The sequence below is a fragment of the Amycolatopsis sp. 3B14 genome, from assembly GCF_050958625.1.
In the GTDB taxonomy this organism is placed as follows: domain Bacteria; phylum Actinomycetota; class Actinomycetes; order Mycobacteriales; family Pseudonocardiaceae; genus Amycolatopsis_E; species Amycolatopsis_E thermoflava.
This window is the reverse complement of sequence record NZ_JBHZEN010000083.1, coordinates 1-25,766: the sequence shown is the minus strand read 5'-3', so window position 1 is coordinate 25,766 and position 25,766 is coordinate 1. Positions and strand designations below refer to the sequence as shown.

Here is a 25,766-nt window from a genome sequence, read left to right as displayed (position 1 = left end):
CCCCGGACCTAGCTGAGCCCGCTGCTGTCCCAGCCGAGATTCGGGGCGACCGTCCGCGCGGCGTCGGTCAGCAGCCGGATGTTGTCGGCGAGTCCGAAGGCCGGTGGGAGGAACAGGACGATCTCCTCGGCGGCCGCCAGGCCGGGGTCGGCGAGCACGGCCTCGGTGACCTCGTCGGGTGTGCCGTGGAAGACCGGGCTCATCCGCATCCCGGCCGGGAGGTCCGCGCCGATCACCGGGGTCAGCGCTCCCTTCGGGCGGGACGCGGCCATGCCCTCGGTGCGCCGCTGCCGGTCGTAGGCGGCGTAGGTCTCCCGCAGCCCGGTGGTGGTGCCGGGCAGGACCGAGGCGGCGACGGCGACCGGCGGCGGCTCGCTGCCGTGCTTGTCGCGCCAGGTGGTGCGGTAGACGTCGATCAGCCGTGCCTGGTGCTCGCCGAAACTCACGCCCTCCGGGACGTCGTGCAGCACCGTCCCGGTGATCAGCCCGATGCCGAGTTCGGCGGCCCGCGCCGCCGACCCGAGACTGCCCGCGCCCTGCCGGATCCGGGACCGCAAGCCCGGGCTGTGCGGGGTGACCCGCAGTTGCGTGCCCACCGGCGCGCCCTGCCCCGGTCCGTCCACGATGTGCAGCGCCGCCCCGGCGATCGCGTCGAGGAACCGCTCCTGGCGGCGCTCGGCCTCGGTGCGCGCGTCCGTGCCGACGGCGCCGAACACCGCGTCCCAGGTGGCGTTTCCGCTGGTGGACACCGCGAGCTGGAGGCGGCCGCCGATGAGCAGGTCCGTGGTGCCCGCGGCCTCGGCCAGCAGCACCGGGTCCTGGTACCGCATCGGGATCACCGCGCTGCCGAGCGTGATGCGCTGCGTGTGCTGCCCGGCCGCGGCGAAGAACGGCAGCGGCGAGGACAGGTAGTGGTCGAAGTGCCGCTGGTAGGCCCATCCGGACTGGTAGCCGAGCGCCTCGGCCGCCTGGAACAGCTCGATGCCCTCCCGGAGCCCCGCGCCCGGGTCGTCGCTGAACGACACCCGCGTGTTGAAGCCGAGCCTGCGCCCCGTCACGACAGCTCCTGCGCGCCGGCGGGGATCGAGTCGATGAGGGCCCGTGTGTAGGGCTCGCGTGGACTGTCGAAAATGGACTCGACCGGCCCGCTCTCGACGATCCGCCCCTGCCGCATCACCGACACGGTGTGCGCGAGTTGCCGCACCAGCGCGAGGTCGTGCGACACGAACACGTACGTCAGCCCCAGCTCGGCCTGCAGCGACAGGAGCACCTCGACGATGCCGGCCTGCACGGTGACGTCGAGCGCGGAGGTCGGTTCGTCGAGCACGATCACGTCCGGCCGCAGCACCAGCGCCCGCGCGATCGCGACCCGCTGCCGCTGACCGCCTGACAGCGCGGCGGGTTTGCGGCCGCGGAGCTCGTCCGCCAGCCCGACAGCGTCCAGCGACTCGCGGACCCGGTCGGCGCGTTCGCGCCGGGTCCCGACGCGGAACCGGTCCAGTGGCTCCCGCACCAGGCGCTCCACTTTCCACGTCGGATCCAGTGAGGTGTACGGGTTCTGGTAGACCAGTTGCAGGTGCCGCCGCACGGACCGCAGCGCGGCGTGCGAGCCGCCGGTCACCTCCTCGCCGGCCACCTCGATGCGGCCCGAGTCGGCGCGTTCGAGGCCGAGCAGCAGGCGGATGGCGGTCGTCTTCCCGGAGCCGGATTCGCCGACGAGCGCGTGCGTGGTGCCCGCGCCGACGCGGAACGACACGTCGTCGACGGCCCGCAGCGCGCGGCCGCCGACGGTGAAGGTCTTCGTCACGCCGCGGACATCGATCTTGGGCGCAGAACCGCTGAGCCGCTGCGCGCCGACGTCGCGCAACCGGCGGTAGCGGTCCGGGTTGAGTGCCGGGACGTCGGCGTGCAGGCGCCGCGTGTAGTCCGACCCCGGCGAGGAGAACACCTCCGCGGTGGGCCCGGCGTCCTGCACCACGCCGTCCTTGAGCACGACCAGTGAGTCGGCGCGCTCCGCGGCGATCGCCAGGTCGTGGGTGATGAGCAGCAGGCCGATGCCGAGGTCGGCGCGCAGCCGGGACAGCAGGTCGAGGATGCGCCGCTGGATGGTCACGTCCAGCGCCGACGTCGGCTCGTCGGCGACGAGCAGCTCGGGCCCCGGCAGCACGGCCAGTCCGATGAGGACGCGTTGCAGCATGCCGCCGGAGAGCTGGTGCGGGTAGGAGTCGTAGACGCGCCGTGGGTCGTCGAGACCGACCTGCGCGAAGGTCTCCAGGATCCGCTCGTGCCGCCGGGCCGCGCTGGGCTCGTCCAGCAGCGCGGCGGCTTCCCTGGCCTGCGCGCCGATGGTCCGGACCGGGTTCAGGGAGCTGCCCGGGTCCTGCGGCACGTACCCGATGCGGCGGCCACGCAGGCGGCGGAACCGGCGTTCGGGCAGCGACAGGACATCCTGCCCGTCGAACTCGGCCACGCCGCGCGCCCGGCCGCCTTCGGGCAGCAGACGCAGCAGCGAGCGGGCGATGGTCGACTTGCCGGAGCCGGATTCGCCGATGAGCGCGAGGCTGCCTGCCCGCGGGAGCTCGAAGCTCACGCCGGTGACGACCTGGTGGTGGCCGTAGGCGACGGTGAGGTCCCGCACGCGCAGTAGCGTCCCGGTGGTCGTGGCCGCCGCGGGGCGGTCGAGGGTCAGTTCGTCTTGCGGAGCCATCGGCTGATCCTGTTCACGGAGAGGACGGTGGCGATCGTGACGAGCGCGGGCGCGTAGACCAGCCAGGGGGCCAGCGGGTAGTCCTTGCCCACCGAGATGAGCAGGCCCCAGTCGGAGGCGGGCGGCGGGTCGCCGTAGCCGAGGAACGCCAGCCCGGCGATGACCAGGATGGACAGTCCGAACTGGAGCACCGCGAGCGTCAGCACCGAGCGGGAGGCGTTGGGCAGCACGTGGCGCAGCAGGATGTGCCACCGCGACCCGCCCTGCAGGTAGGCGGCCTCGACGAACACGGCGCGGCGGGTCTTGATGACCTCGGACCGCATCACCCTGGCGAACACGGCCACCGCGGACACCCCGGTGGCGACCGCGGCGTTGACGGTCTGGAAGCCGAGCGCGCTGACCACGATGACGGCGAGCAGGAACTGCGGTATCGCCAGCAGCACGTCGACCAGCCGCGCCAGCGCGCTGTCGGTCCAGCCGCCGGCGAACCCGGCGACGAGCCCGATCACCCCGCCGACCACGACGCCGATGCCGACGGCGATCAGCGCGCTGCCGACGGAGGTGGCGGTGCCGTGCACGACGCGGCTGAACAGGTCGCGGCCCAGGTGGTCGGTGCCGAACCAGTGCCCGGCGCCGGGTGGCAGGAACTTGTCCGCGGGCACGCCGGCGGTCGGGTCCTGGCCGGTGAACAGCCCGGGCAGCAGCGCCCAGGACAACACGACCGCCACGACCGCGAACGACAGCACCACCGTGGGCGGCACCGCCGCGCGGCGCCGGGAAGCCGGGCGGGCGGCGGAGACTGCGGAGACCGTCATGCCGCCACCTCCGCACGCCGCCGTTCGGGCAGCAACCGCACCCGCGGGTCGAGCAGCGGGTAGACGAGGTCGGCCAGGAGGTTGACCACGACGAACGCGACCGCGGCGAGCGAGACCACCGCCTGCAGCACCGGCAGGTCCTGCGCGGTCACCGACCGCTGCACCAGGCTGCCGATGCCGGTGCGCCCGAAGATCTGCTCGGTGATCACGGCGCCGCCGAGCAGCTCCCCGACCACCAGCGCGAGCACCGTGACCACCGGCAGCGCCGACGGTTTGAGCAGGTGCCGCAGGAACAACCGCGTCTTGCCGAGCCCGCGGGACCGGGCGAGGAACGCGTAGTCCTGCCGGGATTCGTGGTCGAGGTTGGCGACGAGCACCTCGGCGACCTGCGCGGAGACCGGGATGCCGAGGGCGACCGCGGCGAAGAACGTCGCCCACGAGCCCTCGGAGTCGATCACCCGGAACAGCCCGAGCTGGAACGCGAACACCTGGATCAGCACCAGGCCGATGACGAAGTTCGGCATCGACAGGAACAGCGACGGGAAGGCCCGCAGCACGCCCTGGCCGTAACGCCGGGGCAGGTAGCGGGTGCCCAGCGCGATGGCCAGCGCGAGCACCAGCGCCACGGCCAGCGCGGCGGCGGCGAGCGCGAGCGTGGACGGCAGGACCTCGCCGATCATGCGGCTCACCGGCAGGTGCGTGCGCAGCGAGAGGCCGAGGTCCCCGGTCACGAACCGCGACAGCGACTCCCACAGCTGCACGTACACCGGCTGGTCGAGCCCGTAGTAGGCGATGATGTCGCGGATCTGGTCTTGCGTGAACGCGTTCTGCGGGTTGTTCAGGACGGCCGAGACCGGGTCGCCGGGCAGCACGCTGATCACCACGAAGGTGAACACGTAGGCGAGCAGGATGACCACGATCGCCTGCAGGACCCGCCGCAGGGCGTAGGTCGCGTAGTCGCGGTTCATGACGGGGACCTCAGCCGAGCCAGGCGGTGTAGTAGCTGGCGTAGGCGATCCCGTTGTAGGTCACGCCCTGCAGCTTCGGCGACTGGAGGTAGATCCGCTGCACGATCTGCGTGAGCGGGACGAAGTAGCCCTGCCGCAGCACGTGTCCCTGCAGCTGGTCGAGCGCCGCGTCGCGGTCGGCGACGGTCTTGGCGCCGGCCACCGCGGCGCCCAGCCGCACGAGTTCGGGGTCGCTCTGGCCGAGGCCGAACCAGTTCTCGCCCTTGTTCGCGTCGGTGAGCACGCCCGCGACGGTGCCCGCGTCGATGAAGCTGCGGGTGATCTCGTAGGCGGGCACGTTCGGGTTGCCCGGCTTGTCGACGCGGGAGCTGTAGGTGACCACGTCGAACGCCTGGAGCGTCACCTTGAAGCCGATCCTGCCGAGCTGCTGCGCGACCAGCTCGTCGATCGACTTCGAGGTCGCCAGGTAGGGGTTGGGGAACAGGGTCAGCGCCAGCTGCTTGCCGTCCTTGGCGCGCACACCGTCCGCGCCGCGCACCCAGCCCGCCTCGTCGAGCAGGCGGTTCGCCGTGGCTTCGTCGTAGGCGAAGTCGGCGCTGTGGTCGGTCACCCCGGGCACGTTGCTCTGGATGAACGACTTCGCGGGCAGCCAGTCCGGTGTGTAGACGGTGGAGATGATCTCGTCGCGGTTGATGCCGTGCTGCAGCGCCTGCCGCACCCGGATGTCGTCGAAGGGCGCGACCTTGGTGTTGATCGCGTAGCCGTTGACGAAGCCGAGGTAGCGCGGGGTGGCGGTGGTGAAGCCCTGCGCCTTGAACGACGCCAGCTCCTGCGGCGAGGGGTTGTAGGCCACGTCGGCCTGGCCGGACTGGACGGCGGCGGTGCGCACCGACGGTTCGGCGACGAGCTTGTAGGTGATCGAGTCCAGGTAGGCGGGACCCTGGTGGCCCAGCGCCGGGGGTCCCCAGTTGTAGTCGGCCCGCTTCTTGAGCACCACGCTGTCGCCTTCCTTCCAGGAGGCGACGACGAACGGGCCGCTGCCGATGTCGTTGGACAGGTCGGCCTGCCGGTCGGCGGGCAGCGCCAGGGTCTTCGGCGAGATCAGGATCGAGCCGTGATAGCCGAGCGTCGGAATGAACCCGAGCGTCGGGGCGCGGAAGAACACCTTGACGGTGGCCGGGTCCACCACCTGGGCGTGGTCGTAGGTCTTGGGGAACAGGCCGATCGGGTTGATGCCGCGGGCCGTGTCGCCCTTCGCCCAGATGTCGAGATTGGCCAGCACGGCGGCGGCGTCCAGCGGGGTGCCGTCGGAGAACGTCACGCCCTGCTTGAGGTGCAGCGTGAACTCGGTGGCGTCGGCGTTCTGTTCCCACCGTTCCGCGATCCACGGGCTGACCGCGCCCTTGTCGTCGACGTAGACGAGCTTGTCGGTCACGTGTCCCCAGATGTGGCCCTGGAAACTGGAGATCGAGCTGTTGTTGGGGATCCACGTGTCGCCGAGCGAGTCGATGAGGAACGTGATGTCGCCGCCCGGTTTCGGCTGGCCCGAGCCGCTTCCCGTGTTCGCCGTGCCCGGCGCGCACGCGGCGAGGACGACGACGGCGGCGAGGCCGGCGATCAACCGGGTGATGCGGCCGGGTGGTCTGACGCGGGGAGTCTGCATGGCAGGCAACCTACGAGCGCGCGGGCCGCGCGGTCCAAGACGAAATGGGGATGGGATCCCATCGAGGAGTCTGATCGGCCGGTTGCGGGAACCGCGGCGCGCGTGTGGTTAGTGTCGGGGCGTGGGCCGGACGAGCGAGACGAGCGCGCACTGGGGAACCTACCGGGTCGAGGTGTCGGCCGACGGCCGCGGCGTCGTCGCCGCCCGGCCGTACCCCGACGATCCGGACGCCGCACCGGCGATCGGCAACGTGGCGAGCGCGCACGGGCACCGCTCCCGGGTGGCCCGGCCGGCGGTGCGGCGTCGCTGGCTGGAGCGGGGGCCGGGGCCGGACGACCGGCGCGGAGCACCGGACGACGAGTACGTGGAGGTCGGCTGGGACACGGCGCTGGACCTGCTCGCCGGTGAGCTGGCGCGGGTGCGGTCGATGTTCGGCAACCGGGCGATCTTCGGCGGTTCCTACGGCTGGGGCAGCGCGGGCCGGCTGCACCACGCGCAGAGCCAGCTGCACAGGTTCCTGAACACGATCGGCGGTTACACGCGCTCGGTCAACGACTACAGCCGCGGCGCGAGCATGGTGCTGCTCCCCCACCTGATCGGCGCACCGGCCACTGTGGACCTCCGCGGGAAACCGGTGTCCTGGCGCGACATCGCCGAGCACACCGATCTGCTGGTCAGTTTCGGCGGCCTGCGGCGGTCCAACACGTGGGTGGTGCCGGGCGGGCACGCGCGGCACGCCGGGTCCGCTCTCGCCCGGGAAGCAGGCCGCAGCACGGAGGTGGTGGCGCTGTCGGCCCAGCGGGACGACGTGTTCGCCGATCTGGGCGCCGAGTGGATCGGCGTGATGCCCGCGACCGACACGGCCGTGATCCTCGCGCTCATCCACGTGCTCGTCACCGACGGCCTGGCCGACGAGGAGTTCCTCGCGACCTACACGGTGGGGGCCGAGCGGGTTCGCCGGTACGTGCTTGGGGATGTGGACGGCGTGCCCAAAACGCCTGAGTGGGCGGAGCGGATCAGCCGCACCCCGGCGGGCGTGATCCGCGAGCTCGCACACCGGATGGCGGCCGGGCGCACGCTCGTCAACGTGGTCTACGCGCTGCAGCGCGGCGAACGGGGCGAGCAGCCGGTGTTCGCGGCGCTGACCCTGGCGGCGTTCCTCGGCCAGATCGGGCTGCCCGGCGGTGGGTTCGCGCACGGGTTCGGCTCGATGGGCGACTACGGCGTGGGGATCGCGGGGGCGCCGCTGCCGACCTTCCCGCAGGGGCGCAACCCGGTGCCGGACTTCATCCCGTGTGCCCGCATCAGCGACCTGCTGCTGCATCCGGGCGAGGAGATCCCCTACAACGGCGGGCGGCTGCGGCTGCCGGAGGTCAAACTCGCCTACTGGGCGGGCGGGAACCCGTTCCACCACCACCAGGACCTGCGGCGGCTGCGCCGTGCGCTGTCCCGGCTGGACACGTTCGTCGTGCACGAGACGCACTGGACGCCCACCGCGCGGCACGCGGACGTGGTGCTGCCGGTGGCGAGCACGCTGGAACGCGACGACCTGGCGGCCGGCGCGGGCGACACCCGGCTGCGGGCGGTGCCGCGGGCGGTGCCGCCGCACGGGGAGGCGCGTGAGGAGTTCTGGATCTACACCCAGCTCGCGTCGCGGCTCGGCGGGGATTTCGCCGAGGGGCTGGATTCGCGGCGGTGGCTGGAGCGGATCTACGAGGAGTGGCGGGACGCGCCGGGGTCGCCGCCCGCGCCGCCGTTCGACGAGTTCTGGCGGGAGGGCGGGGTGGCGTTGCCGCGGGAACCGCACTCCGACCGGGTTTTCGAGGCCTTCCGGGCGGATCCGGCGGCGCACCCGCTGGGGACGCCGAGCGGCCGGATCGAGTTGTTCTCGGTGACGCTGGCGGGGTTCGGCCTGCCCGATTTGGGAGGGCACGCGCAGTGGCGGGAGCCGGCGCAGTGGTGGGGTTCGCCGCTGGCCGCGGAGTTCGACCTGCACCTGCTGTGCAACCAGCCCTCGCACCGGCTGCACAGCCAGCTGGACATGGGCGCGGCCAGCCAGTCGACCAAGGTCGCGGGCCGCGAGCCGCTGCGGCTGCACCCGGCGGACGCGGCCGCGCGCGGCCTCGCCGACGGTGATGTCGCGCTGGTGCGCAGCGCGCAGGGCAGCCTGCTCGCGGGTGTCGTGGTGACGGACGCGCTGCTGCCGGGTGTGGCGCAGATGCACACCGGCGCGTGGTTCGACCCGAGCGCGCCGGAGGTGGCGGACTGCGTCAACGGCAACGTGAACGTGCTGACACGCGACGCCGGGACGTCGACGCTGACGCAAGCCACGAGTGGCGCGCACGTGCTGGTGACCGTGACCCGGTACGAGGGGCCGCTGCCGCCGGTGCGCGCCTACGACCCGCCCCGGCTGGGGAGTGAACGGTGATCCAGCTACGGGCCTAACGTCGGAGCGCACGGCAGGTGCTCGAACACCGCCACGATCGCGTCGGTCACCCCGCAGGCACTGGTTCGCTGTAGGTCACACCCCCAGCACGCGCCGCCCCGCGGCGAGCAACGCGGCGTCCTCCTGCGGCGGGTGCACACGCACACACAACACATCCCGCAAGTGCCGCTCCAACGCATTCCGCCGCGACAACGCCGGATTCCCCAGCGCCGCAACCGCCGTCTGCACCGCGGCCACCACCGCCCGCGCGATCGCGACCTTGATCACCGGCAGCTGCGGCAGTACCGCCTCCTCCCCCGCTTCGACGCGCAGCAGCGCGCCGTGCAGCAGGGTTTCCGCCTGCGCGATCTGCAGGTCGATCTCGCCGGCCACGGACTGGATCCGCTCGGTCGTGGCGATCGGCCTGCCGAGCGCGCCCGGCACCCGCGAGCGGGCGAAGTCCGCGAACGCCCGGCGGGCCGCCTTGGCGACGCCGAGGTAGAGCGCGGGGTGACCGAACCCGCCGGGCGCGGTCGTGGCCGCCGGGTCGCGGTAGACGCCGTCCGGGCCGCGCGGGATCTCCACGAACGCGTCCGGGGGCAGCTCGACCCCCTGGTAGATCACGTCGTGGGTGTTGGAGGCGCGCAACCCCAGGTGGTCCCACGTATCGACCCAGGTGATGCCGGGCCGGTCGGCGGGGACGATCACGTGCCCGACGCGCGGGGCGTCCGGATCGCCGCCCGGCTCGGCGGCCACCGCCCACACCACGTGGTAGGCCAGCGCTTCGCCCCCGGTAGCGTAGGACTTGTGGCCGTCGAGCACCCAGCCGGATCCGGTCCGCCGCACGGTCGTCTTCGGCAGCCCGCCGCGGGCCGGGGCGCCGAGTTCGGGTTCGGCGCGGATGGCGTTGACCGGCGCGGGCCCGGCCAGGGAGCGTTCGAGCAGGTCGTCGTACAGCTCGCGGGGCCAGTGCGGGTTCGCGGCCTGGGCGGCGTGCGCCATCAGGGTGTTGGCGGCGATCAACGCGACCGACGGGTCGCCCTCGCCGAGCGCGGTGAGGATGCGCGCGGTGTCCCGCGGGCCCGCGCCGGGCCCGCCGTACTGGCGGCCGACGGTCGCGGTGAGCAGGCCGGCGCGGTGCGCGGCCGCCAGGCCCAGCACGGGCACCGCCCCGGTCCGGTCGTACTCCTCGGCCGTCGCGGCGACTTCCGCGGTGACGGCGGCCAGCGAGTCGTCCGTGAGGTCCGGGACCGGGATGGCGTGCGCGATCGCGGTCATGCGTGCTCCTGCGCGGTGGCGTAGCGCCGGTAGTCCTCGCCGTAGTTGCCCAGGTGCTCGGCCTGCAGCCGCCCGCGCTGTCCGGTGGCCGCGCGGTGCGCGAGCTCCTGGCGCACCAGCGGCAGGACGTGACGTCCGTAGTCCACGGCGTCGTTGAGGGTGTCGTAGCCGCGGATGCTGACCAGGTCCGCGCCGCGGTCGATGTAGTCGAGGATCGCCGCGGCGACGGTCTCGGCCGACCCGACCAGCGCGGTGGACGCGCCGGCGGCGTTGGTGACGGCGGCCGTGCGTGTCCACAGTGCACGGTCGTACAGCTCGGCCTGCTCGGCGAACGCCAGCGCCCGCTGCGAGCCGACGTTCTGCGGCGCGGCCTGCTGGTGGCGCTGCTTGCCGTAGGCGGCGGCGCGGAAGGTGTCGGCGATCTTGGCGACGTAGGTGTGCGCCTTCTGCCAGGCCTCCTCGTCGGTGCGGCCGACGATCGGGCGGAAGGTCACCCAGATCCGCGGCAGCGTAGTGCGGCCCGCGGCGCGCGCGATCCCGTGCACCCGCTCGATCTCACCGCGCAGGTCGTCCAGCGGCTCGCCCCAGAAGCTGAAGATGTCGGCCTTCTCGCCGCCGATCGCGAACGCCTCGTCCGACTGGCCGCCGATGGAGATCGGGATCGGCGAGTCGTAGGGCGCGAAGCCGGGGCCGAAGTCGTCGAAGGTGTAGAACTCGCCGGAGTGACTGAACGGGGCCGGCTCGGTCCAGGCGCGCCGCAGCAGGTCGATGTACTCCGAGGTGCGGGCGTAGCGGCGGTCCTTGGGCAGGTAGTCGCCCTGGCGGGCCTGTTCGGCGTCGCTGCCGCCGGAGATCAGGTGGACGACCGCGCGCCCCTCGGTGAGCTGGTCCAGCGTGGCGAGCTTCTGGGCGGCGACCAGGGGGAAGGTCGTGTTGGGGCGCAGCGCGACGATCGGCTTGATCCGCTCGGTGAGCTGGCCGACGGCCGAGGCGACGACGAACGAGTCGGCCGTGTTCGAGCCGTAGGGCAGCAGTGTGTAGTCGAACCCGCCGTCCTCGAGGGCACGCACGTACGTGCGGAAGTACTCCAGGTCGATGCCGCGGGTGGGGATCGGGTTCAGCTCGGTCGACGGGTTGAGGTGCGACAGGCTGATGAACTCCACCCGCGGGGATGCGGTTTCCGGGATCGTGTGGTCGAAGGCGGGCGCACTGGTCATGATCGGACCGTAGGCCGGGGCGTCCGGCGCCGTCCAAGACAAACCGGGGATGGGAACCGATAGCCCGGTGTTATGGACGCTGCTCACGCGCCACGCGCCGCGGTCACGAGCTGCAGGTGCGGCCGCTGCGCGAAGAACTCCACGCCGGCGGTGAGCGCGGCCTGTTCCACCTCTTCGGGCAGGCCGCGCCGGGTGACCATGCGCAGCTGGGTGGTGCCGGCTTCGGGCAGGTCGCTCCGCACGCTCAGCCCCGTCGGCCGCCCGCCCGCGCTGGGCAGCAGGGCGACGCCGAGACCGGCCCGGACACCGGCCAGCACCCCCTCCAGGGTGGTGGACTGCGCGGCGACCTCGACGTGGCGGTCGTCGGCGGCGAGCACGGACAGCGCCCGCTCCCGGATGCCGCAGGGTTCCTCGAACGCGATCAGCGGCAGCGTCCCCTCCGGCGGGGCCCAGCCGCGGGCCGAGTACCAGACCAGCGGCAGGCTCCCGACGAGGTGCCCGGCGCTGCGCCCGGTGGGGTCGAGGATGAACGCGAAGTCGACGGTGCCCTTGGCGACGGACTCGGTGAGCTGCGTCGACCGCCCGATTTCGAACCTGGTGGCGCACAACGGGAACGCGGCCTGCAACGCCCGAATCATCTCCGGCAGGATCTGCTCGGCGCTGTGCTCGGTGGAGCCGACGACGATCGTCGGCGCGCGCTCGGCCTCCAGCCGCCGCAGCGACGCGTCGTGCACCTCGATGATCCGCCGGGCTTCGGCCAGGACCCGCTCGCCCTCGCGGGTGAAGCGCATGGTGCGGCCGTCGCGCTCGAACAGCTTGCGCTTGAGGCCGCGTTCCAGCAGCCGGACGTGCTGGCTCAGCGCGGGCTGGCTGATGTGGCGCACGGCGGCCGCTTTGCCGAACCCACCGCACTCGGCGATCGCGATCAGCGTCCGCAAGTGTTCCAGGTCGAGCGAGTTGGTCATGCGTCGATTACAGCACCACCGGCTGTGGCTGACCGCTATGTGAGACGGCACCCATCACGGTCGCTCATGGGTAGCCATCGCGAACCGCTCTTGGACGCGGCGCGGTGGTCCGGGTCAGGCTGTCCGCGTGACCATTCCTGCGATTGCCACCACTCCCACCGAGTGGGACGAGCCGTCCGGCCTCGCCCCGCGCGGCACCGTCGTCGTGCTCACCGGCCGCGGCGAGACCCCGGCCTCCTACCAGCGCTTCGGCAGGCGGCTCGCGGCCGACGCCTACCGGGTGCGCGTGGTCGAGGTGGACCTCGACGACGTGGCGTCCGCGCGCGCGGCGGTCGCGGCGTTGCTGTCGGACACACCGGAGCCGAGGGTGCTGGTGGGGTCGGACACGGGCGCCACGCTGGCCGCGTCGCTGGCCGGCGAACTGGACCTGGTGGACGGCGTGGTGCTGGCCGGGCTCGCGCTGCCCGGCAGCGCCCGGGACGGCGACTGGGACGACGAGCTCGAAGCCCGCACCGCGTGCCCGACGCACCGTCGGATCCTCAGCGAGGACACCGGTTTCACGCGTGGCGCGCTCGCCCAGCCGGTGCCGTCGGGGTGGTCGTTGCGCGTGCCCGCGAAGCCGGTTCTCGTGCTGCACGGGAGCGCAGATCCGGTGACTGCGGCGGCCGCGGCGTTCGAGCCGTTCCGCGGCGTGCCCACCGCGCGGCTGCGGGAGATTTCCGGCGGGCGGCACGACGTGCTCAACGACGTGTCCCACCGCGCGGTGGCCGCGAACGTGGTGCTGTTCCTGGAAAGCCTGCGCCTGGGCCGTGATCTGCCCGCGATCGTGGTGGACGTCCAGGGCTGATGGGGTTCCTGGACGAGCTGCGGGCGGTCGTTCCGGTCCTCCCGGCGTCGGCGGCCGGGGACCGTTCCGGGGTCGCCGGTGACGGGCTCCCGCTCGCGATCGCCCGTCCGGACACTGTGGACGGTGTGCGGGCGGTGCTGCGGCTCGCTTCCGCGCACGGCGTCCCGGTCGTCCCGCGCGGCGCGGGCACCGGGCTGGCCGGCGGAGCGGTGGCCAGGCGAGGTGAGCTCGTGCTGGACGTCAGCGGGCTGGACCGGATCGTCGAGATCGACCCGATGGACGCGCTGGCCGTGGTCGAGCCCGGGGTCCGCACCGCGGAGCTGGACCGGGCGGCGCAGGCGTTCGGCCTGCGGTATGCGCCGGACCCGGCGAGCGCGGAGATCTCGACGATCGGCGGCAACATTGCGACGAACGCGGGCGGGATGCGGTGCGTGAAGTACGGCGTCACGCGGGAAGCGGTGCTGGGCCTGGACGTCGTGCTGGCCGACGGCAGGCTGATCAGGACGGGGCGCCGCACCGTGAAGGGCGTCGCCGGGCTGGATCTGACGTCGTTGTTCGTCGGTTCGGAGGGCACGCTGGGCGTGGTGGTCGGCGCGACGCTGCGGCTGCGCCCACTGCCTGCGCGCACCCTCACCGCGGCGGCGGCATTCGACTCGGTCGCGGCGGCCGCGCGGGCGTGCGCCGAGCTCACCCGGCAGCGGCGGGAGCCGAGCGTGCTGGAACTGCTGGACGGGGCGACGCTGGAGGTGATCGACCGCGCGCAGGGCACCGATCTGGCGGCGCGGGGCGGTGCGCTGGTGATCGCCCAGGCCGACGGACCGGCCGCCGAGGAGGAGATCACGGCGATCGCGAAGGTGCTGGCGGAGGAGGCGACGTGGTCGGAGTGGAGTGACGACGCCGAGTCCGCGGAGCGGTTGTTGTTCGCCCGGCGGATGGCGCTGCCGTCGATCGAGCGGTTCGGCCGGGCGCTGATCGAGGACATCTGCGTGCCGCGGTCCCGCCTCGCCGAGGCCTTCGCGGGGGTTTCGCGGATCGCGGCCACCCACGGCGTGCGGATCTACAGTTTCGCTCACGCCGGCGACGGCAACCTCCACCCGATCGTCGGCTACGAGACGCTGGACGCGGCGGTCCGCCGCGCCGGGGACGACCTGTTCGCGCTGGCGCTGGACCTGGGCGGCACGGTCACCGGCGAGCACGGAGTGGGGCTGCTGAAGCGGGACTGGCTGGCACGCGAGGCGGGCCCGGAGGTGCTGTCGGTGCAGGCCGCGGTGAAGACGGCGCTGGACCCGCAAGGAATCCTCAACCCGGGAAAGGCTTTTTGACGCGGCTGTTCCGCGGGTGCACGACTCTCGCGCGGCGAGTCAGTCTTCGGTGCGCTCGGTGAGTCCGCGGGCGGCCAGCACCGCCAGGCGGACCCGGTTCGTGGCGCCGGTCTTGGGCATCAGGTTGGCGATGTGCGTCTTCACTGTGGTGACCCCGAGGTGCAGCTCGGCGGCGATCTCGGCGTTCGACAGCCCCTGCCCGAGCAGGGCGAGCACGTCCTGTTCCCGTCCGGTCAGCTGCCACCGGCCGGGAGCGGGCGCTTCGGTGCGCTCACGCGCGGCGACCGCGGCGTGCACGAGCCGCCGGAGCACCGCCGGACTGAACGGCGCGTCCCGTCGGGCACCCGGCGGATCGCGTCGAGCGCCTCTTCCGGCATCGCGTCCTTGGCCAGGAACCCGTGCGCGCCGGCCCGCAGCGCCGGGTACAGGTGCTCGTCGTCGTCGAAGGTCGTCAGCACGATCACCCGCGTCGCGGGCCGCGCTGCGTGCCTGACCTGCTCGTCGCGGAGTCCGCGCCGCTGGCCGGGGTGTTCCTGCCCGGCGCCGTGGCGGTTCGCCGCGTTTGAACCGGCTGTTTTGGTCAACTAGGACCTGGTGGTTCCTTCGACGCCCGAGCCCACCGAGTACCTGCCCCGCGTCGGCGAGGTCCCGCCGAAACCGTGGTGGCGCAGGCCCCCGACGATCGCCGCGGCGGCTGTCCTGTTCGTACTCGCTGTGCTGTACGTGCTCGACCTGGCGCTGAGCTCCGGTGACATCCCGCGTGGCACGACCGTGGCGGGTGTGGCGATCGGCGGCATGAGCAAGTCCACGGCGGAGCAGACGCTGCGGGACGAGCTGACGCCCCGGCTCGGCCGTCCGGTTCAGGTGCTCGCCGGTGACCGGGAGATCCCGTTCGTCCCCGCGGAGGCCGGGGTGCGGGTCGATGCCGGGGCGACTGTGGCCGCGGCGGGTGCCCAGCCGCTGAACCCGTGGACCCGGTTGATGTCGCTGTTCCGCGACCGCGAGATTGCCGTGGTAGCCGAGGCGGACCCGGGCGCCCTGACCGCCACCCTCGACGAGCTGCGGGCGGCGGTCGACCGGCCGGTGGTGGAGGGCGGCATCCGGTTCGACGGGACCACCCCCGTCCCGGTCAATCCGCAGGCCGGGCAGGCACTCGACGCCGCGCGGGCCGAGGAAGTGCTGCTCACCGGCTGGGCCACCGCGGAGCGCGTGCCGGCTCCGGTGCTCCCCCGTCCGCCGAAGACCACACCGGACGGAGTGCGCGCGGCGCTCGACGAGATCGCGCTGCCCGCTGTCGCCGCGCCGGCAACGGTTCGCGGCGACGGCCGGGACGCCACTCTGGAGCCCGCGCAGATCGCCGCCGCGCTGACGTTCCAGCCCGGCGACAACGGCACGCTCGTCCCACGGCTCGACCGCGCGAAGCTCGGCCCGCTGGCCGATCAGCTCGCGCCGACGGAGAAGCCGGGGCAGGACGCGCGGATGCGGTTCGACAACGACCGGCCCGCGGTCGTACCGGCGGTCGACGGCCGCGCGGTCGACTGGGACCAGACCCTGAGCGGGTTGCTGGAGGAGATCCGGCCGGGCCGCGACCGGACCGCCGACGCCCGGTACGCGGCCGTGCCGGCGAGGATCACCACCGACCGGGCCGGGCAGCTCGGGATCACCGAGGTGATCGGCGAGTTCACCACCGGCAACTTCGCACCCGACTCCGGGATGAACATCCGGGTGGTCGCCGAGAAGGTGTCCGGCGCGATCGTGCTGCCCGGGGAAACGTTCAGCCTCAACGGGTACACCGGCCCGCGGGAGGCCGCGCAGGGGTACGTGGAGGCCGGCGTGATCGAGGAGGGCGTGCCGGAGCGCGAGGTGGGTGGCGGGATCTCGCAGTTCGCCACCACCCTCTACAACGCCGCCTACTTCGCCGGGATGACCGACGTCGAGCACAAGGAACACAGCTACTACATCAGCCGCTACCCAGCCGGCCGCGACGCGACGGTCTTCCAGAACCCGGACGGCAGCAGCGTCATCGACCTGAAGTTCGCCAACGAGTCCCCACCGGGGTGGCGACCCAGACGATCTGGACGCCGAAGTCCATCACCGTGCGGTTGTGGGGCACAAGGCACGTCACGGTCGAGTCGGTGCCCGGCCCGCGCGGCGACTACGTCGACCCGCACACGGTCACGAAACCGGCGGGCAGCACGTGCCAGCCGGCCCGCGGCAAGCCGGGGTTCCGCACCTCGGACACGCGGATCGTCCGCGACCTGAGCGGACGGGAGATCAGCCGCATGACGCGGACCGTGCGGTACGACCCCGAGCCCACGGTGCGCTGCGCCGGCTGACGAAAGCATTCCCCGAGCGCGCGGGACCTGGATCACACAAATACCCCTAGGGGGTACTTGCGCCACGTTCGTCCACAGGGCTAACTTCTCGGTCGTACACATACCCCCCATAGGTATAGGAGACCGAGATGAGAACCGACTCCCGCCGCTGGTGGGCCCTGGGGTTCCTCGCGCTCGCCCAGTTCATGGTCATCATGGACACCTCGATCATCGGGGTCGCGCTGCCGAAGATGCAGTCCGATCTCGGCTTCACCCCGGACGGCCTGTCCTGGGTGTTCAACGCCTACGTGGTCGCCTTCGGCGGGCTGCTGCTGCTCGGCGGCCGCCTGTCGGATCTGCTCGGCGCCCGGCGGATGTTCACCGCGGGCTGGGTCGTCACCCTCGCCGGTTCGGTGGTGGCCGCCCTCGCCGGCACCGCCGCGATCGAGCTGACCGGCCGGGTCCTGCAGGGCGCCGGGGCGGCGTTGATCGCGCCGTCGGCCCTGACGCTGCTGATGGTGCTCTTCGGTGAGCGCCCGAAGGAACTGACGAAGGCGCTCGCGCTCTACGGGGCGGCCGCGCCGGCCGGCGGCACCGCGGGTGTCTTCCTCGGCGGCGTGATCACCGAATGGCTGTCCTGGCCGTGGATCTTCTGGCTCTACGTGCCGATCTCGCTGATCGCGATCGCGGCCACGCCCGCCCTCATGCCGGTCACGCCCGCACGCCGCGGCGCTGTCGACGTGGCGGGCGCGGTGGCCGTCACCGCGGGCCTCGCGCTCACCGTGTTCGCCATCGTGCGCGCTCCCGAGCAGGGCTGGGGATCGGCGGCCACGCTGGGCGCGCTGGCCGGCGGGATCGTGCTGCTGGCGATCTTCCTGGTGATCCAGCGGTCCCGCCGGGTGCCGCTGGTGCGCCTGGGCATCTTCCGCACGCCGAACCTGGGCGCGGCGAACCTGGCCCAGCTGCTGCTGGGCGCCGCGTGGATCCCGATGTGGTACTTCCTCAACCTGTACCTGCAGCAGGTCCTGGGTTACGGCGCGTTCGCCGGTGGCGCGGCGCTGCTCCCGATGACGCTGCTGATCGTGATCCTGATGGTCGGCGTGGCGCCGCGCCTGATCGCCCGCTTCGGATCGAAGACCCTGATCGTGGCGGGACTGTGGGCACTGGCGGCGGGCCTGGTGTGGTTGTCGTTCGTCCGGCCGACCGGCTCGTTCCTGGTCGATGTCCTGCCGGCATCCCTCGTCGCCGCCCTCGGTCAGGCGCTGGCGTTCATCCCGTCGCTGGGCATGGCGATCTCCAGCGCGAAGCCGGAGGAGGGCGGGCTCGCGTCCGGGATCGTGAACACCGCCTATCAGATCGGCTCGGCGCTCGGCCTGGCCGCGATGACCGCGGTCGGCCTCTCCTTCGGGGCCGGTGAGCTCGGCGACGCGACCGCCCTCACCGACGGCTTCTCCGCCGCCTTCCTCGGCGCGGCCGCGATCGCCCTCGTCGGCGGGTTCCTCGGGCTGGCCACGATCCGCACCGCCCGGGCCGAGACCGCGTCGAAGCAGGAGGTGACGAGCCTCTGACCCCCGGCGACTGTTCCTCGCGAAGCGGCCGATGAGCGGCGAAAACGCTCGTCGGCCGTTCTCGCGTCGTGGCCTACCGGGCTTGTTCCAGTGGGTTCCGGCCGATGCGGGTGGCGAGGTCGTTGCCGATCGCGGCGGCAGCGGAGCTGTCCGGCTTGCGCTTGGCCTGGTCCTGGAAGCACCGCACGAACTCCTCGGCCAGGGTCAGCCGGGGATAGCGGTCCATCACTTCGGCCTGGAACGCGTCGGGGAAGTCGTCGAGGTGACGGCCGGTGATGTCGACCCCGGTGGAGCGGGCCAGGAGGAAGCCCTCCGGGTCCTCGTCCTGGTCCACCTCGTGCCACATGTGCCGGACGATCACCTCCGACAGGCGCTCGCGCCGCGGCCGAGGCCACCCGGCCCCCGCGGCGAACACCCACGCCACGTGACCACCGGCGACCTCGAAGGGCACCGTGTGGCTGTCGAACTCCGCGACCAGCCCGACGTCGTGCAGCAACGCCGCGACGAACAGCAACTCGGCATCGAAGGCCACGTCGTGCGCGGTCCCGTAGGCCGCCGCCCACGCGTACGCGCGGAACGAGTGGTTCAGCAGGGCGGGCGAGTGGTAGGTCTTCGCCACGTCGATGGCGTTGAGACAGACGGGACTGTCCGGAAGGGAGACATCGGTGAGCCGCATGCGCTCATTGTCGCGGAAACGGGTACCCATGACAGGGACAGGCACGCGCACGCCAGGGCGACGGACACTGCGGCCATGAGTTCATCGGGATCAGCCACCACCCAGGCGCCGGGCTTCGCGCGCAGCCGCGTCGGAGCTCTCACCGTGACCACCGTGTACGACGGGGCGCTGCCGATCCACGCGGCCGACATGCACGGCGAGTCTCCGCAGCGGATCACCGAGCTGCTGGCCGACGGTTTCCTCCCGCCGGAGGGCGACCCGCTGACGGCCGTGAACACCTTCCTGTTCACGTCCGCCGGGCGCATCGTGCTGGTCGACGCGGGCGCCGGCACCTCCCTCGGCCCGGGCACCGGTCATCTGACGGCGAACCTGCGCGCCGCGGGAACCCTGCCCGAGCAGGTCGACGACATCCTCATCACGCACCTGCACCCCGATCACGTCTTCGGCCTGCTCACGCCGGACGGAGACGCCGCGTTTCCCGCCGCGACCGTGCACGTGGCGGCCGCGGACGCCGAGCACTGGCTGGACGAGGAGGCCGCCGCGCGGGCCGAGGGCGTGCAGGCGCAGATCCACCGGTGGGCCGGGCTTGCGCTGGCGCCCTATCGCGCGCGAGGCCGGTTGTCCACTTTCGACTACGGCGACTCGCCCGTGCCCGGCGTGACGGCCGTCGACCTGCACGGCCACACCCCTGGCCACAGCGGCTACCTCGTCGGCGACGCGGATCTGCTGTTGTGGGGCGACACGATGCACTGCCACACCGTGCAGCTGCCCGCCCCACACGTGGTGATGGCGATCGACAGCGATCAGGAGGCCGCCCGCGCCGCGCGCCTGCGGTTGCTGGACGACATCCGGACCCACGGCTGGACAATCGGCGGCGCGCACCTGCCCTTCCCCGGCATCGGACGCCTCCACTTCCGCGACGGCGAGGCACGGTGGGTGCCTGTGCCGTTCCGCCCGCTGGCCTGAACACGCCCGCCGGCTGCGGGTGCTGGACCAGATCCGCACCCGCAGCCGGACGATCGCAGCCCTTGCCCGGCACCAGACACATCCGCCTCCGCGACAGCGAGGCCCACTGGGTCCCCGTGCCATTCCGCCCACTGGCCCGAACACCCTCGCCACACGCCTGCTGGTGCTGGACCAGAACCGGACCCCGACCGGCGGTTGCGGCCCTCCCGCGGCACCAGACCCATCCGCTTCCGCGGGAGCGAAGCTCACGGGGTCCCAGTACCGTTGCGCCCATTGGCCTGCCCCCGCCGGGGCCTTCTGGACCAGATCCGCACCAGCAGCCGGGCGATCGCAGCCCTTCCGAAACAACGGGGAGACCCGCATCCGCGACGGCCAGACCCACTGGGCGCCTGTGCCGTTCCGCCCGCTGACTCGACACCCCCGCCGCCCGCCTGCGGGTGCTGGACCAAATCCGCACCCGCAGGCGGGCGGGCGCGGCCCTTACCCGGCGTGGGCGCCCCGGTTCCGCGATGGCGAGCCCCACCGGGCCCCACTGCCGTCCCCCTTGCCCGCAACCGGAAAAACGCCGGTGGCCACCCCGTGATGAGGCGGCCACCGGCTCGGCTTCTCAGCCCAGGACGCGGGCGAGGAACTCCTCGAAGGTCGTGGGTGTGGCGGTTCCGGCGGTCCGCGGCTGGGTCATCGCGATGCGGCGTTCGGCGACGTCGCTCGTCATGGCCGTGGTGCCGTCGGCCATGTGTGCGGAAAAACCACCGGCGAGGAGGGAATCGCGCAGGGTGGCGGCGTCGATCTGTTCGTAGCGGGCGTCGGGGCGTCCGAGTGCCTTGCCGATGGCCGCGGTGATCTCGGCGAGGGTGATGTCGCGCGGCCCCTGCAGCTCGAGGGTTCGGGTGCCCGCGGCGCGCCGTCCGGTGAGGAGGTCGGCGGCGACCTGCCCGATGTCGGCCGTGTCGATGGCCGGGAGGGGAAGATCGGCGGGGATGAGCCCCCGGGCGACGCCGGTGGCGCGGATCTCCTCGATCATCGGCAGGGTGTTCTCCATGAACCACCCGGGCCGCAGGTGGGTCGGTTCCACTCCGGGCAGGGTGTCGAGCGCCTCCTCCAGCGGGCGCAAACCCCACACCGGGCCGCGGGCGCCGTCGTAGTTGGCGGCCCAGCCGCTGAGGCTCACGATCCGGGTGAGACCGGGCACGGCGGCGAGCGCCTCGCGGTGGGCGTTGATCACGCGTCGCTGGTAGGCGGGGTAGTCGGTGCTGCCGGGGATGAGGCCGGGCGCGATCATGACGAACGCGGCGTCGGCGCCGTCGAACGCGCCGCGGAGGCTGCCGGGGTCGTCGTTGCGGGCTTCGACGGCTTCGGCTCCGCGGTCGGCGAACCGCTGGAGGCGGGCCCGGTCGCGGCCGAGCACGCGGACCTTCTCCCCGGCGGCCAGGAGCGCCTCGGCGACGGCGGAACCGGTGTTGCTGGTGGCGGACGAGACGACGATCATCTGTGTTCCTCTGGTTCGAACGGTGATCAACTGGCGGTGAGGGAGCCGAGCAGGGCGAGCCGCTCCGCCGACGGGGTGCCGGCCTCGGCCGCGCTGATGATCAGCCGCTGCCCCGGGTCGTCGGGCAGGCGGAGGATCTCCTCGTTCAGCTCGAGCTCGCCGACCACGGGGTGCCGGTAGCGGCGGACGGTGTGCAGGCAGTCCCGCACCGGGTGGTCCCGCCACAGGCGGGCGAAGTCGTCGCTGCCGGTGGCGAGTTCGGACACGAGCTGGTGGAGGGCGAGGTCGTCGGGCCGTTCGGCCGTAGCCAGCCGCAGGTAGGCGACGAGGTCTTCGGCCTGGCGTTCCCAGTCGGCGAACAACGCGCGGGCGGCCGGGCCGAGGAAGACGCGGCGGGCCTGGTTGGGCGCCTGGGGCGTGCCGATGCCGGCGATCTCCTCGGGGGTGAGCCCCCACAGCGCGTATCCGAGCGGGTTGCCGGCGAGGATGTCGGTGCGCCGGCCGACGAGCACGGCGGCGCCGCGGCTGCCCGCGACGAGGTCGCGCACGGGGGCGCGGACCTGGTCCTCGTGGCCGGCGCCGCGCACCGGCGGGAGGGCGCGCGCGAGCCGGTGCAGGTGGGCGCGCTCGTCGGGCGACAGCTTCAGCACCCGGGCGATGGCGTCGAGGACCGCGTCGGAAACCTGGTGGTTCTCGCCCTGCTCAAGGCGGGTGTAGTAGGTCGTGCTGACCCCCGCCAGCTCGGCGAGTTCCTCGCGCCGCAGCCCCGGCACGCGCCGGCGGTCGCCGTAGGAGGGGGCGATCCCGAGCTGCTCGGGGGTGACCGCCGCGCGGCGGGACCGCAGGAACTCGCCCAGTTCGCCGGCGGAGGACTTGCCGGCCCTCGACTGACTCATGAGGCCAGTTTCCCTCGCGATCGCCTCCCGTTGCCTGTCCACGCGGTGGGTAGGCAACGCACCGGTGAGTTCGGGCCCGCAACAGCACGGAAAACCTAGGCGGGGAGCAGCGCGTAGTAGCCGTCGGGTGGCGCGCCGGGCCCGTGCCACGGCGACGTGGCGGGCCACGCCGGCGCACCAGCGGGCGGGGTCGCGACGTCACGCAGGATGTAGTGCGGCGTGAGCGGCGCGGGGGTTCGGTCGAGGAAGTGGTAGTTCAGGCGGAGCAGCCACCGCTTGACCGGCCCCGCCTGCGAGGTGACGGCGTCGATCGCGGAGACCAGTTGGGTGCGGTCGGAGAACTGGTCGAGGACGGTGCACTCGCAGAAGTAGGCGATGGCCCCGATCTCACCTTCGAGGCGGACGGGCTCGTCGCCGACCAGGGCCTTGATTTCCCGGCCCGCGGTCGCGTACTGCGCCGGGCTGGCCCAGTTCGTGGTGACCGCCGCCCGCTGCCAGGGAAGGCCGTGCTGCAGCACGAAGCCCAGCTGGCACACGACGAGGAGACCCACGGGGAGAGCTAGCCCGCGGGCGAGCGCGCTGACGGCGAGGACGGCGAAGAGGGAGAGGCAGATCAGCGACGGTGCGTAGTACCAGTGGTAGGGCGGCACGCCGAGGAGGGTGTAGGCGAGGTAGTGCAGGATTCCCGCCAGCCCCAGCGCGGCCGCGAGGGCCAGCTGTGCCCGCCGCCGCGCCCAGACGGCGAGGGCGAGCACACCGAGGAGCGCCGGGAGGAAGGCCAGCACGATCGCCGCCGGGTAGAAGCGCAGCAGGAGGAGCGGTCCTTCGCCGAACTGGTAGCCGCCCCAGGATCGCTGCTGGGTCTTGATGAGCAGCGTGTCCGGCACGAAGGACCCCAGGGCGAGCCAGCTGAACACGAACCAGGGCCCGGCGACCATCACCGCCGCCGCGGCTGCCTTCCACCAGGAGCGCCACAACGACCGGGAGCCGACGAACAGGACGACGACGATGATCGCCAGATCGAGGCGGGTCAGCACCGTCAGGCCCGCGCACACGCCGAAGGCTGCGGACCGAGCCTCCACGGCGGCCATCAGCAGGAGCGCGAGCACCGCGGCGGTGAGGGTGACCTCCAGGCCCACCGCGGACAGCAGCAGCGGGTTGAGCAGGACGACCAGCCAGGCGGCGACCGCACCCCAGGTGGGCAGGGACAGCACCCGCGTGACGCGCCGGAGGGCGGTCCCGAGCACGACGTTGGCGAGGACGAACAGGACCCCGAGAGCCCACACCGGGTGCCTGAGCACAGCGGTGAGCGCGCCCAGGATGAGCACGTTCAGCGGTGAGGTCGCGGTGTTCGAGGTCTGCTCGGCGATCAGTCCCCAGTGCCCGTGCAGCCCGAGGTTCCGCGCGTAGCTGAGCGTGATGTAGGAGTCGTCGATGATGCTCGAGTGGACGAGCCAGAACGTGGCGGCCGACACGACCGCGAGCAGCGCAACGTGGCTCGACGCACCACGGCGCTGCAGCGAAGGACGCCGTGGCGCCGCTTGTGCGGTGAGCATGCAGTTGACCCCCGGGGAAGACCGAACCGGCAGAGTCTAGGCGACCGGCGCCACCAAGCTTGACGGGGATCGCCGATGGGCCCGCACGGCACACCCCCTATTCCTTGAACTCAGGAGCAAGCCAAAACGAGTTCAACGAAGCTCCACTCAGCCCGAGCCGGACGCCGTCGGCAATTTCCACCACCCGTTCGGCCGACCGTCGATTCTGCACCACTCGAACCAAGCCGGAATCCTGGTCGAACAACACTTCCCAATCCGAGGGGGCGATCGTCTCGGAAACGCCCGCTTCAAGTGCGGGCCCGTCCAACTCGACTTTCACCCTGCCACCGACGGCGTCCGGATGACTCAAAGCTGCGCGCCGCCACGACTCCGTCGGCAAGTATCCCCATACGTACAGGGCCTCACCGGTGTCCACGGCAACCTCCAGCTGGAGGGTGCCGGCGACGAGACTGGTTCTGCCACCGCATCCTGCGCGACCTGCCAACTCACCGGGATTGCGCGGCTGGAAGCCAAATGCGCGGTCCGACCTTGAGTACCGGAGGAGACCTGCCAGCGGCGCTGCAGGTAGGACCGAAAACTTCAGCATCATTCCTACTTGACCAAGGCGAGATGAAGGATGGCATTGGTGGCGACTACCGGCTCCCGCTTGAACACGCCTGAGCAATGGAGTGCAGTTGAGCGACCAGACCAAGCTCGCAGTTCGGTGGTGATCATTGCGATATCCGGAAGCATACTAGGCGGCTCATCCACATACCAAGCATATTCGATAGCGGAGAGGTAGCCATCGGTAGCCCAGAGCAGGATCTCCCCGCACGGTGAACCTGTTTCATCCACAACTGTTGCGTCCACCGGAATCACGCCGGCGGTCACCGGTGATCGGGAAGCCCCTTCCAGTACCGACAAGTCGACACTAGCTGGATCTGTCCCCCATTTTGCAACCACCTGCACAAAGTCAAGTTGAGCTCGCAGTTCAACTGCGCCGGGGAATTCGTTCGCGAGAATCAGCTCAACTACCGCCCTCTCGCGTGAGTTCATGGGACGAGGAGTGATTGCAACGGGCACGGAATGAGGCTCCAGGTAGCCATCTTCAGGGGCAGGCAGTCGTGACCGAAGCACTGGTTGCCCGACGGCGCGACCAGCGGTTCGACACCCAGTCACAGACCTCGCGGCCGCTGGTCAGCGGTCCACCGCGAGCCGTACGCCGAGGCCGATGAAGAGGCCTCCGGTGGCGACGTCGATGCGGCGGCGGGCGGCTCGGCGGTTTCGCAGCCACTCGCCGATGCGGCCGGCCAGCACGCCGACCGTGCCGTCGACCAGGAACTCCATCGCGATGAGGATCGCGCCAAGAATGGCGAACTGCAGCCACACCCGGCCGAGCGACGGGTCCACGAACTGCGGCAGCAGCGCGATCGTGTAGGTGACCATCTTCGGGTTGAGCAGGTTGGTCAGCAGGCCCGTCGCGAAGGCACGGCGGCCCGTCACGCCGCCCGCTGGCACCTCGCCGGGGACGCCCTTGCGGTGCCGGATCATCTGGACGCCCAGGTACACCAGGTAGATCACCCCGACGATGCGGACCACCGTGAACGCCACCGGCACCGCGAGGAACAGCGCCGCCAGCCCGGCCGCCGCGACCGCGACGTGCACCGCCTCGCTGACGGCCACCCCGGCGGTCGCGAGGAGGCCGGCCCGCGGTCCGCCGCGCATGCCGCAGCCGAGGACGAACAGCATGTCCGGTCCGGGGGTGATCATCGCGACGGCTGTGGTCAGCACGAACAGCGCCAGCAGGTTCGGGTCGATCGGCATGACGGAATCTTCACACGCTCCGCCGAGAAGATCACAGCGAGTTTCCGGCTACTCCAGATGGGTGAGCCAGGTGACACCGTTAGAAGGACGGAGCCGTTACCGTTCCGTGATACTTTCTCCGCTCGTGTCCCCCCGAATCCCCCGGCGCCGGAACGTGCTCGTGGCCGTCGCCGTGCTGCTCGGCGTCGCGATCGCGGCCGGCGGGCTGCTGACCGTCCGCGGCCTGCGGGACGAGCCGGCGCCCGTGGCCGCCGTGCAGTCCGTCCCGAGCACGCCGCCGGTCACCACCG

At 72.2% G+C, this 25,766-nt stretch carries 23 protein-coding genes; 6 read left to right on the top strand and 17 right to left on the bottom strand.

Annotation, left to right across the window (positions count from 1 at the left end):
• Positions 1 to 8: 8 nt before the first annotated feature.
• The 5 genes from ACCP09_RS36080 to ACCP09_RS36060 are packed head-to-tail and all read right to left on the bottom strand — an operon-like array spanning position 9 to position 6,153.
• A complete protein-coding gene (locus ACCP09_RS36080) occupies positions 9 to 1,058 on the bottom strand; it encodes an LLM class flavin-dependent oxidoreductase (protein WP_433753361.1) in 1,050 nt (349 codons plus the stop codon).
• Positions 1,055 to 2,707: a dipeptide ABC transporter ATP-binding protein gene (locus ACCP09_RS36075; protein WP_433753359.1), complete on the bottom strand. Its 1,653-nt coding sequence runs from the start codon at positions 2,705 to 2,707 to the stop codon at positions 1,055 to 1,057. Before ACCP09_RS36075 ends, ACCP09_RS36080 begins: the two co-directional genes overlap by 4 nt.
• Positions 2,686 to 3,522, bottom strand: coding sequence for an ABC transporter permease (locus ACCP09_RS36070; RefSeq protein ID WP_433753357.1), 837 nt, complete (start codon positions 3,520 to 3,522; stop codon positions 2,686 to 2,688). Before ACCP09_RS36070 ends, ACCP09_RS36075 begins: the two co-directional genes overlap by 22 nt.
• A complete protein-coding gene (locus ACCP09_RS36065; protein ID WP_027928873.1) occupies positions 3,519 to 4,490 on the bottom strand; it encodes an ABC transporter permease in 972 nt (323 codons plus the stop codon). The genes ACCP09_RS36070 and ACCP09_RS36065 overlap by 4 nt, the downstream gene beginning before the upstream one ends.
• A gap of 10 nt (positions 4,491 to 4,500) precedes the next feature.
• Entirely contained in the window at positions 4,501 to 6,153 is a 1,653-nt protein-coding gene (locus tag ACCP09_RS36060; protein WP_433753355.1) for an ABC transporter substrate-binding protein, read from the bottom strand.
• 121 nt (positions 6,154 to 6,274) lie between these two features.
• On the opposite strand from ACCP09_RS36060, the gene ACCP09_RS36055 reads away from it, so the two are divergent.
• Entirely contained in the window at positions 6,275 to 8,581 is a 2,307-nt protein-coding gene (locus ACCP09_RS36055; protein ID WP_433753353.1) for a molybdopterin-dependent oxidoreductase, read from the top strand.
• A 93-nt stretch (positions 8,582 to 8,674) separates the two neighbouring features.
• On the opposite strand, the gene ACCP09_RS36050 is transcribed toward ACCP09_RS36055, so the two are convergent.
• The 3 genes from ACCP09_RS36050 to ACCP09_RS36040 form a co-directional block, all read right to left on the bottom strand.
• Positions 8,675 to 9,856, bottom strand: coding sequence for an acyl-CoA dehydrogenase family protein (locus ACCP09_RS36050; RefSeq protein WP_433753351.1), 1,182 nt, complete (start codon positions 9,854 to 9,856; stop codon positions 8,675 to 8,677).
• Positions 9,853 to 11,073 carry an LLM class flavin-dependent oxidoreductase gene (locus ACCP09_RS36045; protein ID WP_378364325.1) on the bottom strand — a complete coding sequence of 407 codons (1,221 nt, stop codon included), beginning with the start codon at positions 11,071 to 11,073 and terminating at the stop codon, positions 9,853 to 9,855. Before ACCP09_RS36045 ends, ACCP09_RS36050 begins: the two co-directional genes overlap by 4 nt.
• Positions 11,074 to 11,156: 83 nt before the next feature.
• Entirely contained in the window at positions 11,157 to 12,038 is an 882-nt protein-coding gene (locus tag ACCP09_RS36040) for a LysR family transcriptional regulator (RefSeq protein WP_433753349.1), read from the bottom strand.
• Between the two features lie 127 nt (positions 12,039 to 12,165).
• On the opposite strand from ACCP09_RS36040, the gene ACCP09_RS36035 reads away from it, so the two are divergent.
• On the top strand, positions 12,166 to 12,885 hold the full coding sequence (locus ACCP09_RS36035) for an alpha/beta hydrolase (protein WP_433753347.1): 720 nt from the start codon (positions 12,166 to 12,168) through the stop codon (positions 12,883 to 12,885).
• The gene (locus tag ACCP09_RS36030) at positions 12,885 to 14,207 is read left to right on the top strand and encodes an FAD-binding oxidoreductase (protein WP_433753345.1); all 1,323 of its coding nucleotides are present in this window, start codon (positions 12,885 to 12,887) and stop codon (positions 14,205 to 14,207) included. Before ACCP09_RS36035 ends, ACCP09_RS36030 begins: the two co-directional genes overlap by 1 nt.
• Before the next feature lie 39 nt (positions 14,208 to 14,246).
• Here ACCP09_RS36030 and ACCP09_RS36025 read toward each other — a convergent pair whose 3' ends face one another.
• Both ACCP09_RS36025 and ACCP09_RS36020 read right to left on the bottom strand, forming a co-directional pair.
• A complete protein-coding gene (locus ACCP09_RS36025) occupies positions 14,247 to 14,423 on the bottom strand; it encodes a response regulator transcription factor (RefSeq protein WP_433753343.1) in 177 nt (58 codons plus the stop codon).
• Between the two features lie 17 nt (positions 14,424 to 14,440).
• Positions 14,441 to 14,791 (bottom strand): response regulator, encoded by a 351-nt coding sequence (locus tag ACCP09_RS36020; RefSeq protein ID WP_433753341.1) that lies wholly within the window; start codon positions 14,789 to 14,791, stop codon positions 14,441 to 14,443.
• 10 nt (positions 14,792 to 14,801) lie between these two features.
• Here ACCP09_RS36020 and ACCP09_RS36015 point away from each other — a divergent pair, with 10 nt between their 5' ends.
• Together ACCP09_RS36015 and ACCP09_RS36010 are read left to right on the top strand one after the other, a co-directional pair.
• Positions 14,802 to 16,469 carry a VanW family protein gene (locus tag ACCP09_RS36015; protein ID WP_433753339.1) on the top strand — a complete coding sequence of 556 codons (1,668 nt, stop codon included), beginning with the start codon at positions 14,802 to 14,804 and terminating at the stop codon, positions 16,467 to 16,469.
• Between the two features lie 202 nt (positions 16,470 to 16,671).
• A complete protein-coding gene (locus ACCP09_RS36010; RefSeq protein ID WP_433753337.1) occupies positions 16,672 to 18,090 on the top strand; it encodes an MFS transporter in 1,419 nt (472 codons plus the stop codon).
• 73 nt (positions 18,091 to 18,163) lie between these two features.
• On the opposite strand, the gene ACCP09_RS36005 is transcribed toward ACCP09_RS36010, so the two are convergent.
• Entirely contained in the window at positions 18,164 to 18,766 is a 603-nt protein-coding gene (locus ACCP09_RS36005) for an HD domain-containing protein (RefSeq protein WP_433753335.1), read from the bottom strand.
• 75 nt (positions 18,767 to 18,841) lie between these two features.
• Here ACCP09_RS36005 and ACCP09_RS36000 point away from each other — a divergent pair, with 75 nt between their 5' ends.
• Positions 18,842 to 19,732, top strand: a complete 891-nt coding sequence (locus ACCP09_RS36000) for an MBL fold metallo-hydrolase (protein WP_433753333.1) — start codon at positions 18,842 to 18,844, stop codon at positions 19,730 to 19,732.
• A 607-nt stretch (positions 19,733 to 20,339) separates the two neighbouring features.
• Here the strand turns inward: ACCP09_RS36000 and ACCP09_RS35995 are convergent.
• From ACCP09_RS35995 to ACCP09_RS35970, 6 genes are all read right to left on the bottom strand, one after another.
• A complete protein-coding gene (locus ACCP09_RS35995; protein WP_433753331.1) occupies positions 20,340 to 21,221 on the bottom strand; it encodes an NmrA family NAD(P)-binding protein in 882 nt (293 codons plus the stop codon).
• Between the two features lie 26 nt (positions 21,222 to 21,247).
• Entirely contained in the window at positions 21,248 to 22,117 is an 870-nt protein-coding gene (locus ACCP09_RS35990) for a helix-turn-helix domain-containing protein (protein WP_433753329.1), read from the bottom strand.
• A 95-nt stretch (positions 22,118 to 22,212) separates the two neighbouring features.
• Positions 22,213 to 23,673 carry a hypothetical protein gene (locus tag ACCP09_RS35985; RefSeq protein ID WP_433753327.1) on the bottom strand — a complete coding sequence of 487 codons (1,461 nt, stop codon included), beginning with the start codon at positions 23,671 to 23,673 and terminating at the stop codon, positions 22,213 to 22,215.
• 97 nt (positions 23,674 to 23,770) lie between these two features.
• Positions 23,771 to 24,088: a hypothetical protein gene (locus tag ACCP09_RS35980; protein ID WP_433753325.1), complete on the bottom strand. Its 318-nt coding sequence runs from the start codon at positions 24,086 to 24,088 to the stop codon at positions 23,771 to 23,773.
• Between the two features lie 176 nt (positions 24,089 to 24,264).
• A complete protein-coding gene (locus ACCP09_RS35975) occupies positions 24,265 to 24,708 on the bottom strand; it encodes a hypothetical protein (RefSeq protein WP_433753323.1) in 444 nt (147 codons plus the stop codon).
• A 141-nt stretch (positions 24,709 to 24,849) separates the two neighbouring features.
• Positions 24,850 to 25,476 carry a LysE family translocator gene (locus tag ACCP09_RS35970; RefSeq protein WP_433753321.1) on the bottom strand — a complete coding sequence of 209 codons (627 nt, stop codon included), beginning with the start codon at positions 25,474 to 25,476 and terminating at the stop codon, positions 24,850 to 24,852.
• Positions 25,477 to 25,766 lie beyond the last annotated feature (290 nt).

What these genes read in the sequence shown, in the direction of transcription:
- ACCP09_RS35990 (WP_433753329.1), bottom strand. Translation starts at nt 22,117, where the DNA reads ATGAGTCAGTCGAGGGCCGGCAAGTCCTCCGCCGGCGAACTGGGCGAG.
- ACCP09_RS36000 (WP_433753333.1), top strand. Translation starts at nt 18,842, where the DNA reads ATGAGTTCATCGGGATCAGCCACCACCCAGGCGCCGGGCTTCGCGCGC.
- ACCP09_RS36070 (WP_433753357.1), bottom strand. Translation starts at nt 3,522, where the DNA reads ATGACGGTCTCCGCAGTCTCCGCCGCCCGCCCGGCTTCCCGGCGCCGC.
- ACCP09_RS35985 (WP_433753327.1), bottom strand. Translation starts at nt 23,673, where the DNA reads ATGCTCACCGCACAAGCGGCGCCACGGCGTCCTTCGCTGCAGCGCCGT.
- ACCP09_RS36045 (WP_378364325.1), bottom strand. Translation starts at nt 11,073, where the DNA reads ATGACCAGTGCGCCCGCCTTCGACCACACGATCCCGGAAACCGCATCC.
- ACCP09_RS35995 (WP_433753331.1), bottom strand. Translation starts at nt 21,221, where the DNA reads ATGATCGTCGTCTCGTCCGCCACCAGCAACACCGGTTCCGCCGTCGCC.
- ACCP09_RS36075 (WP_433753359.1), bottom strand. Translation starts at nt 2,707, where the DNA reads ATGGCTCCGCAAGACGAACTGACCCTCGACCGCCCCGCGGCGGCCACG.
- ACCP09_RS36010 (WP_433753337.1), top strand. Translation starts at nt 16,672, where the DNA reads ATGAGAACCGACTCCCGCCGCTGGTGGGCCCTGGGGTTCCTCGCGCTC.
- ACCP09_RS35975 (WP_433753323.1), bottom strand. Translation starts at nt 24,708, where the DNA reads ATGAACTCACGCGAGAGGGCGGTAGTTGAGCTGATTCTCGCGAACGAA.
- ACCP09_RS35970 (WP_433753321.1), bottom strand. Translation starts at nt 25,476, where the DNA reads ATGCCGATCGACCCGAACCTGCTGGCGCTGTTCGTGCTGACCACAGCC.
- ACCP09_RS36060 (WP_433753355.1), bottom strand. Translation starts at nt 6,153, where the DNA reads ATGCAGACTCCCCGCGTCAGACCACCCGGCCGCATCACCCGGTTGATC.
- ACCP09_RS36005 (WP_433753335.1), bottom strand. Translation starts at nt 18,766, where the DNA reads ATGCGGCTCACCGATGTCTCCCTTCCGGACAGTCCCGTCTGTCTCAAC.
- ACCP09_RS36030 (WP_433753345.1), top strand. Translation starts at nt 12,885, where the DNA reads ATGGGGTTCCTGGACGAGCTGCGGGCGGTCGTTCCGGTCCTCCCGGCG.
- ACCP09_RS36050 (WP_433753351.1), bottom strand. Translation starts at nt 9,856, where the DNA reads ATGACCGCGATCGCGCACGCCATCCCGGTCCCGGACCTCACGGACGAC.
- ACCP09_RS36040 (WP_433753349.1), bottom strand. Translation starts at nt 12,038, where the DNA reads ATGACCAACTCGCTCGACCTGGAACACTTGCGGACGCTGATCGCGATC.
- ACCP09_RS36065 (WP_027928873.1), bottom strand. Translation starts at nt 4,490, where the DNA reads ATGAACCGCGACTACGCGACCTACGCCCTGCGGCGGGTCCTGCAGGCG.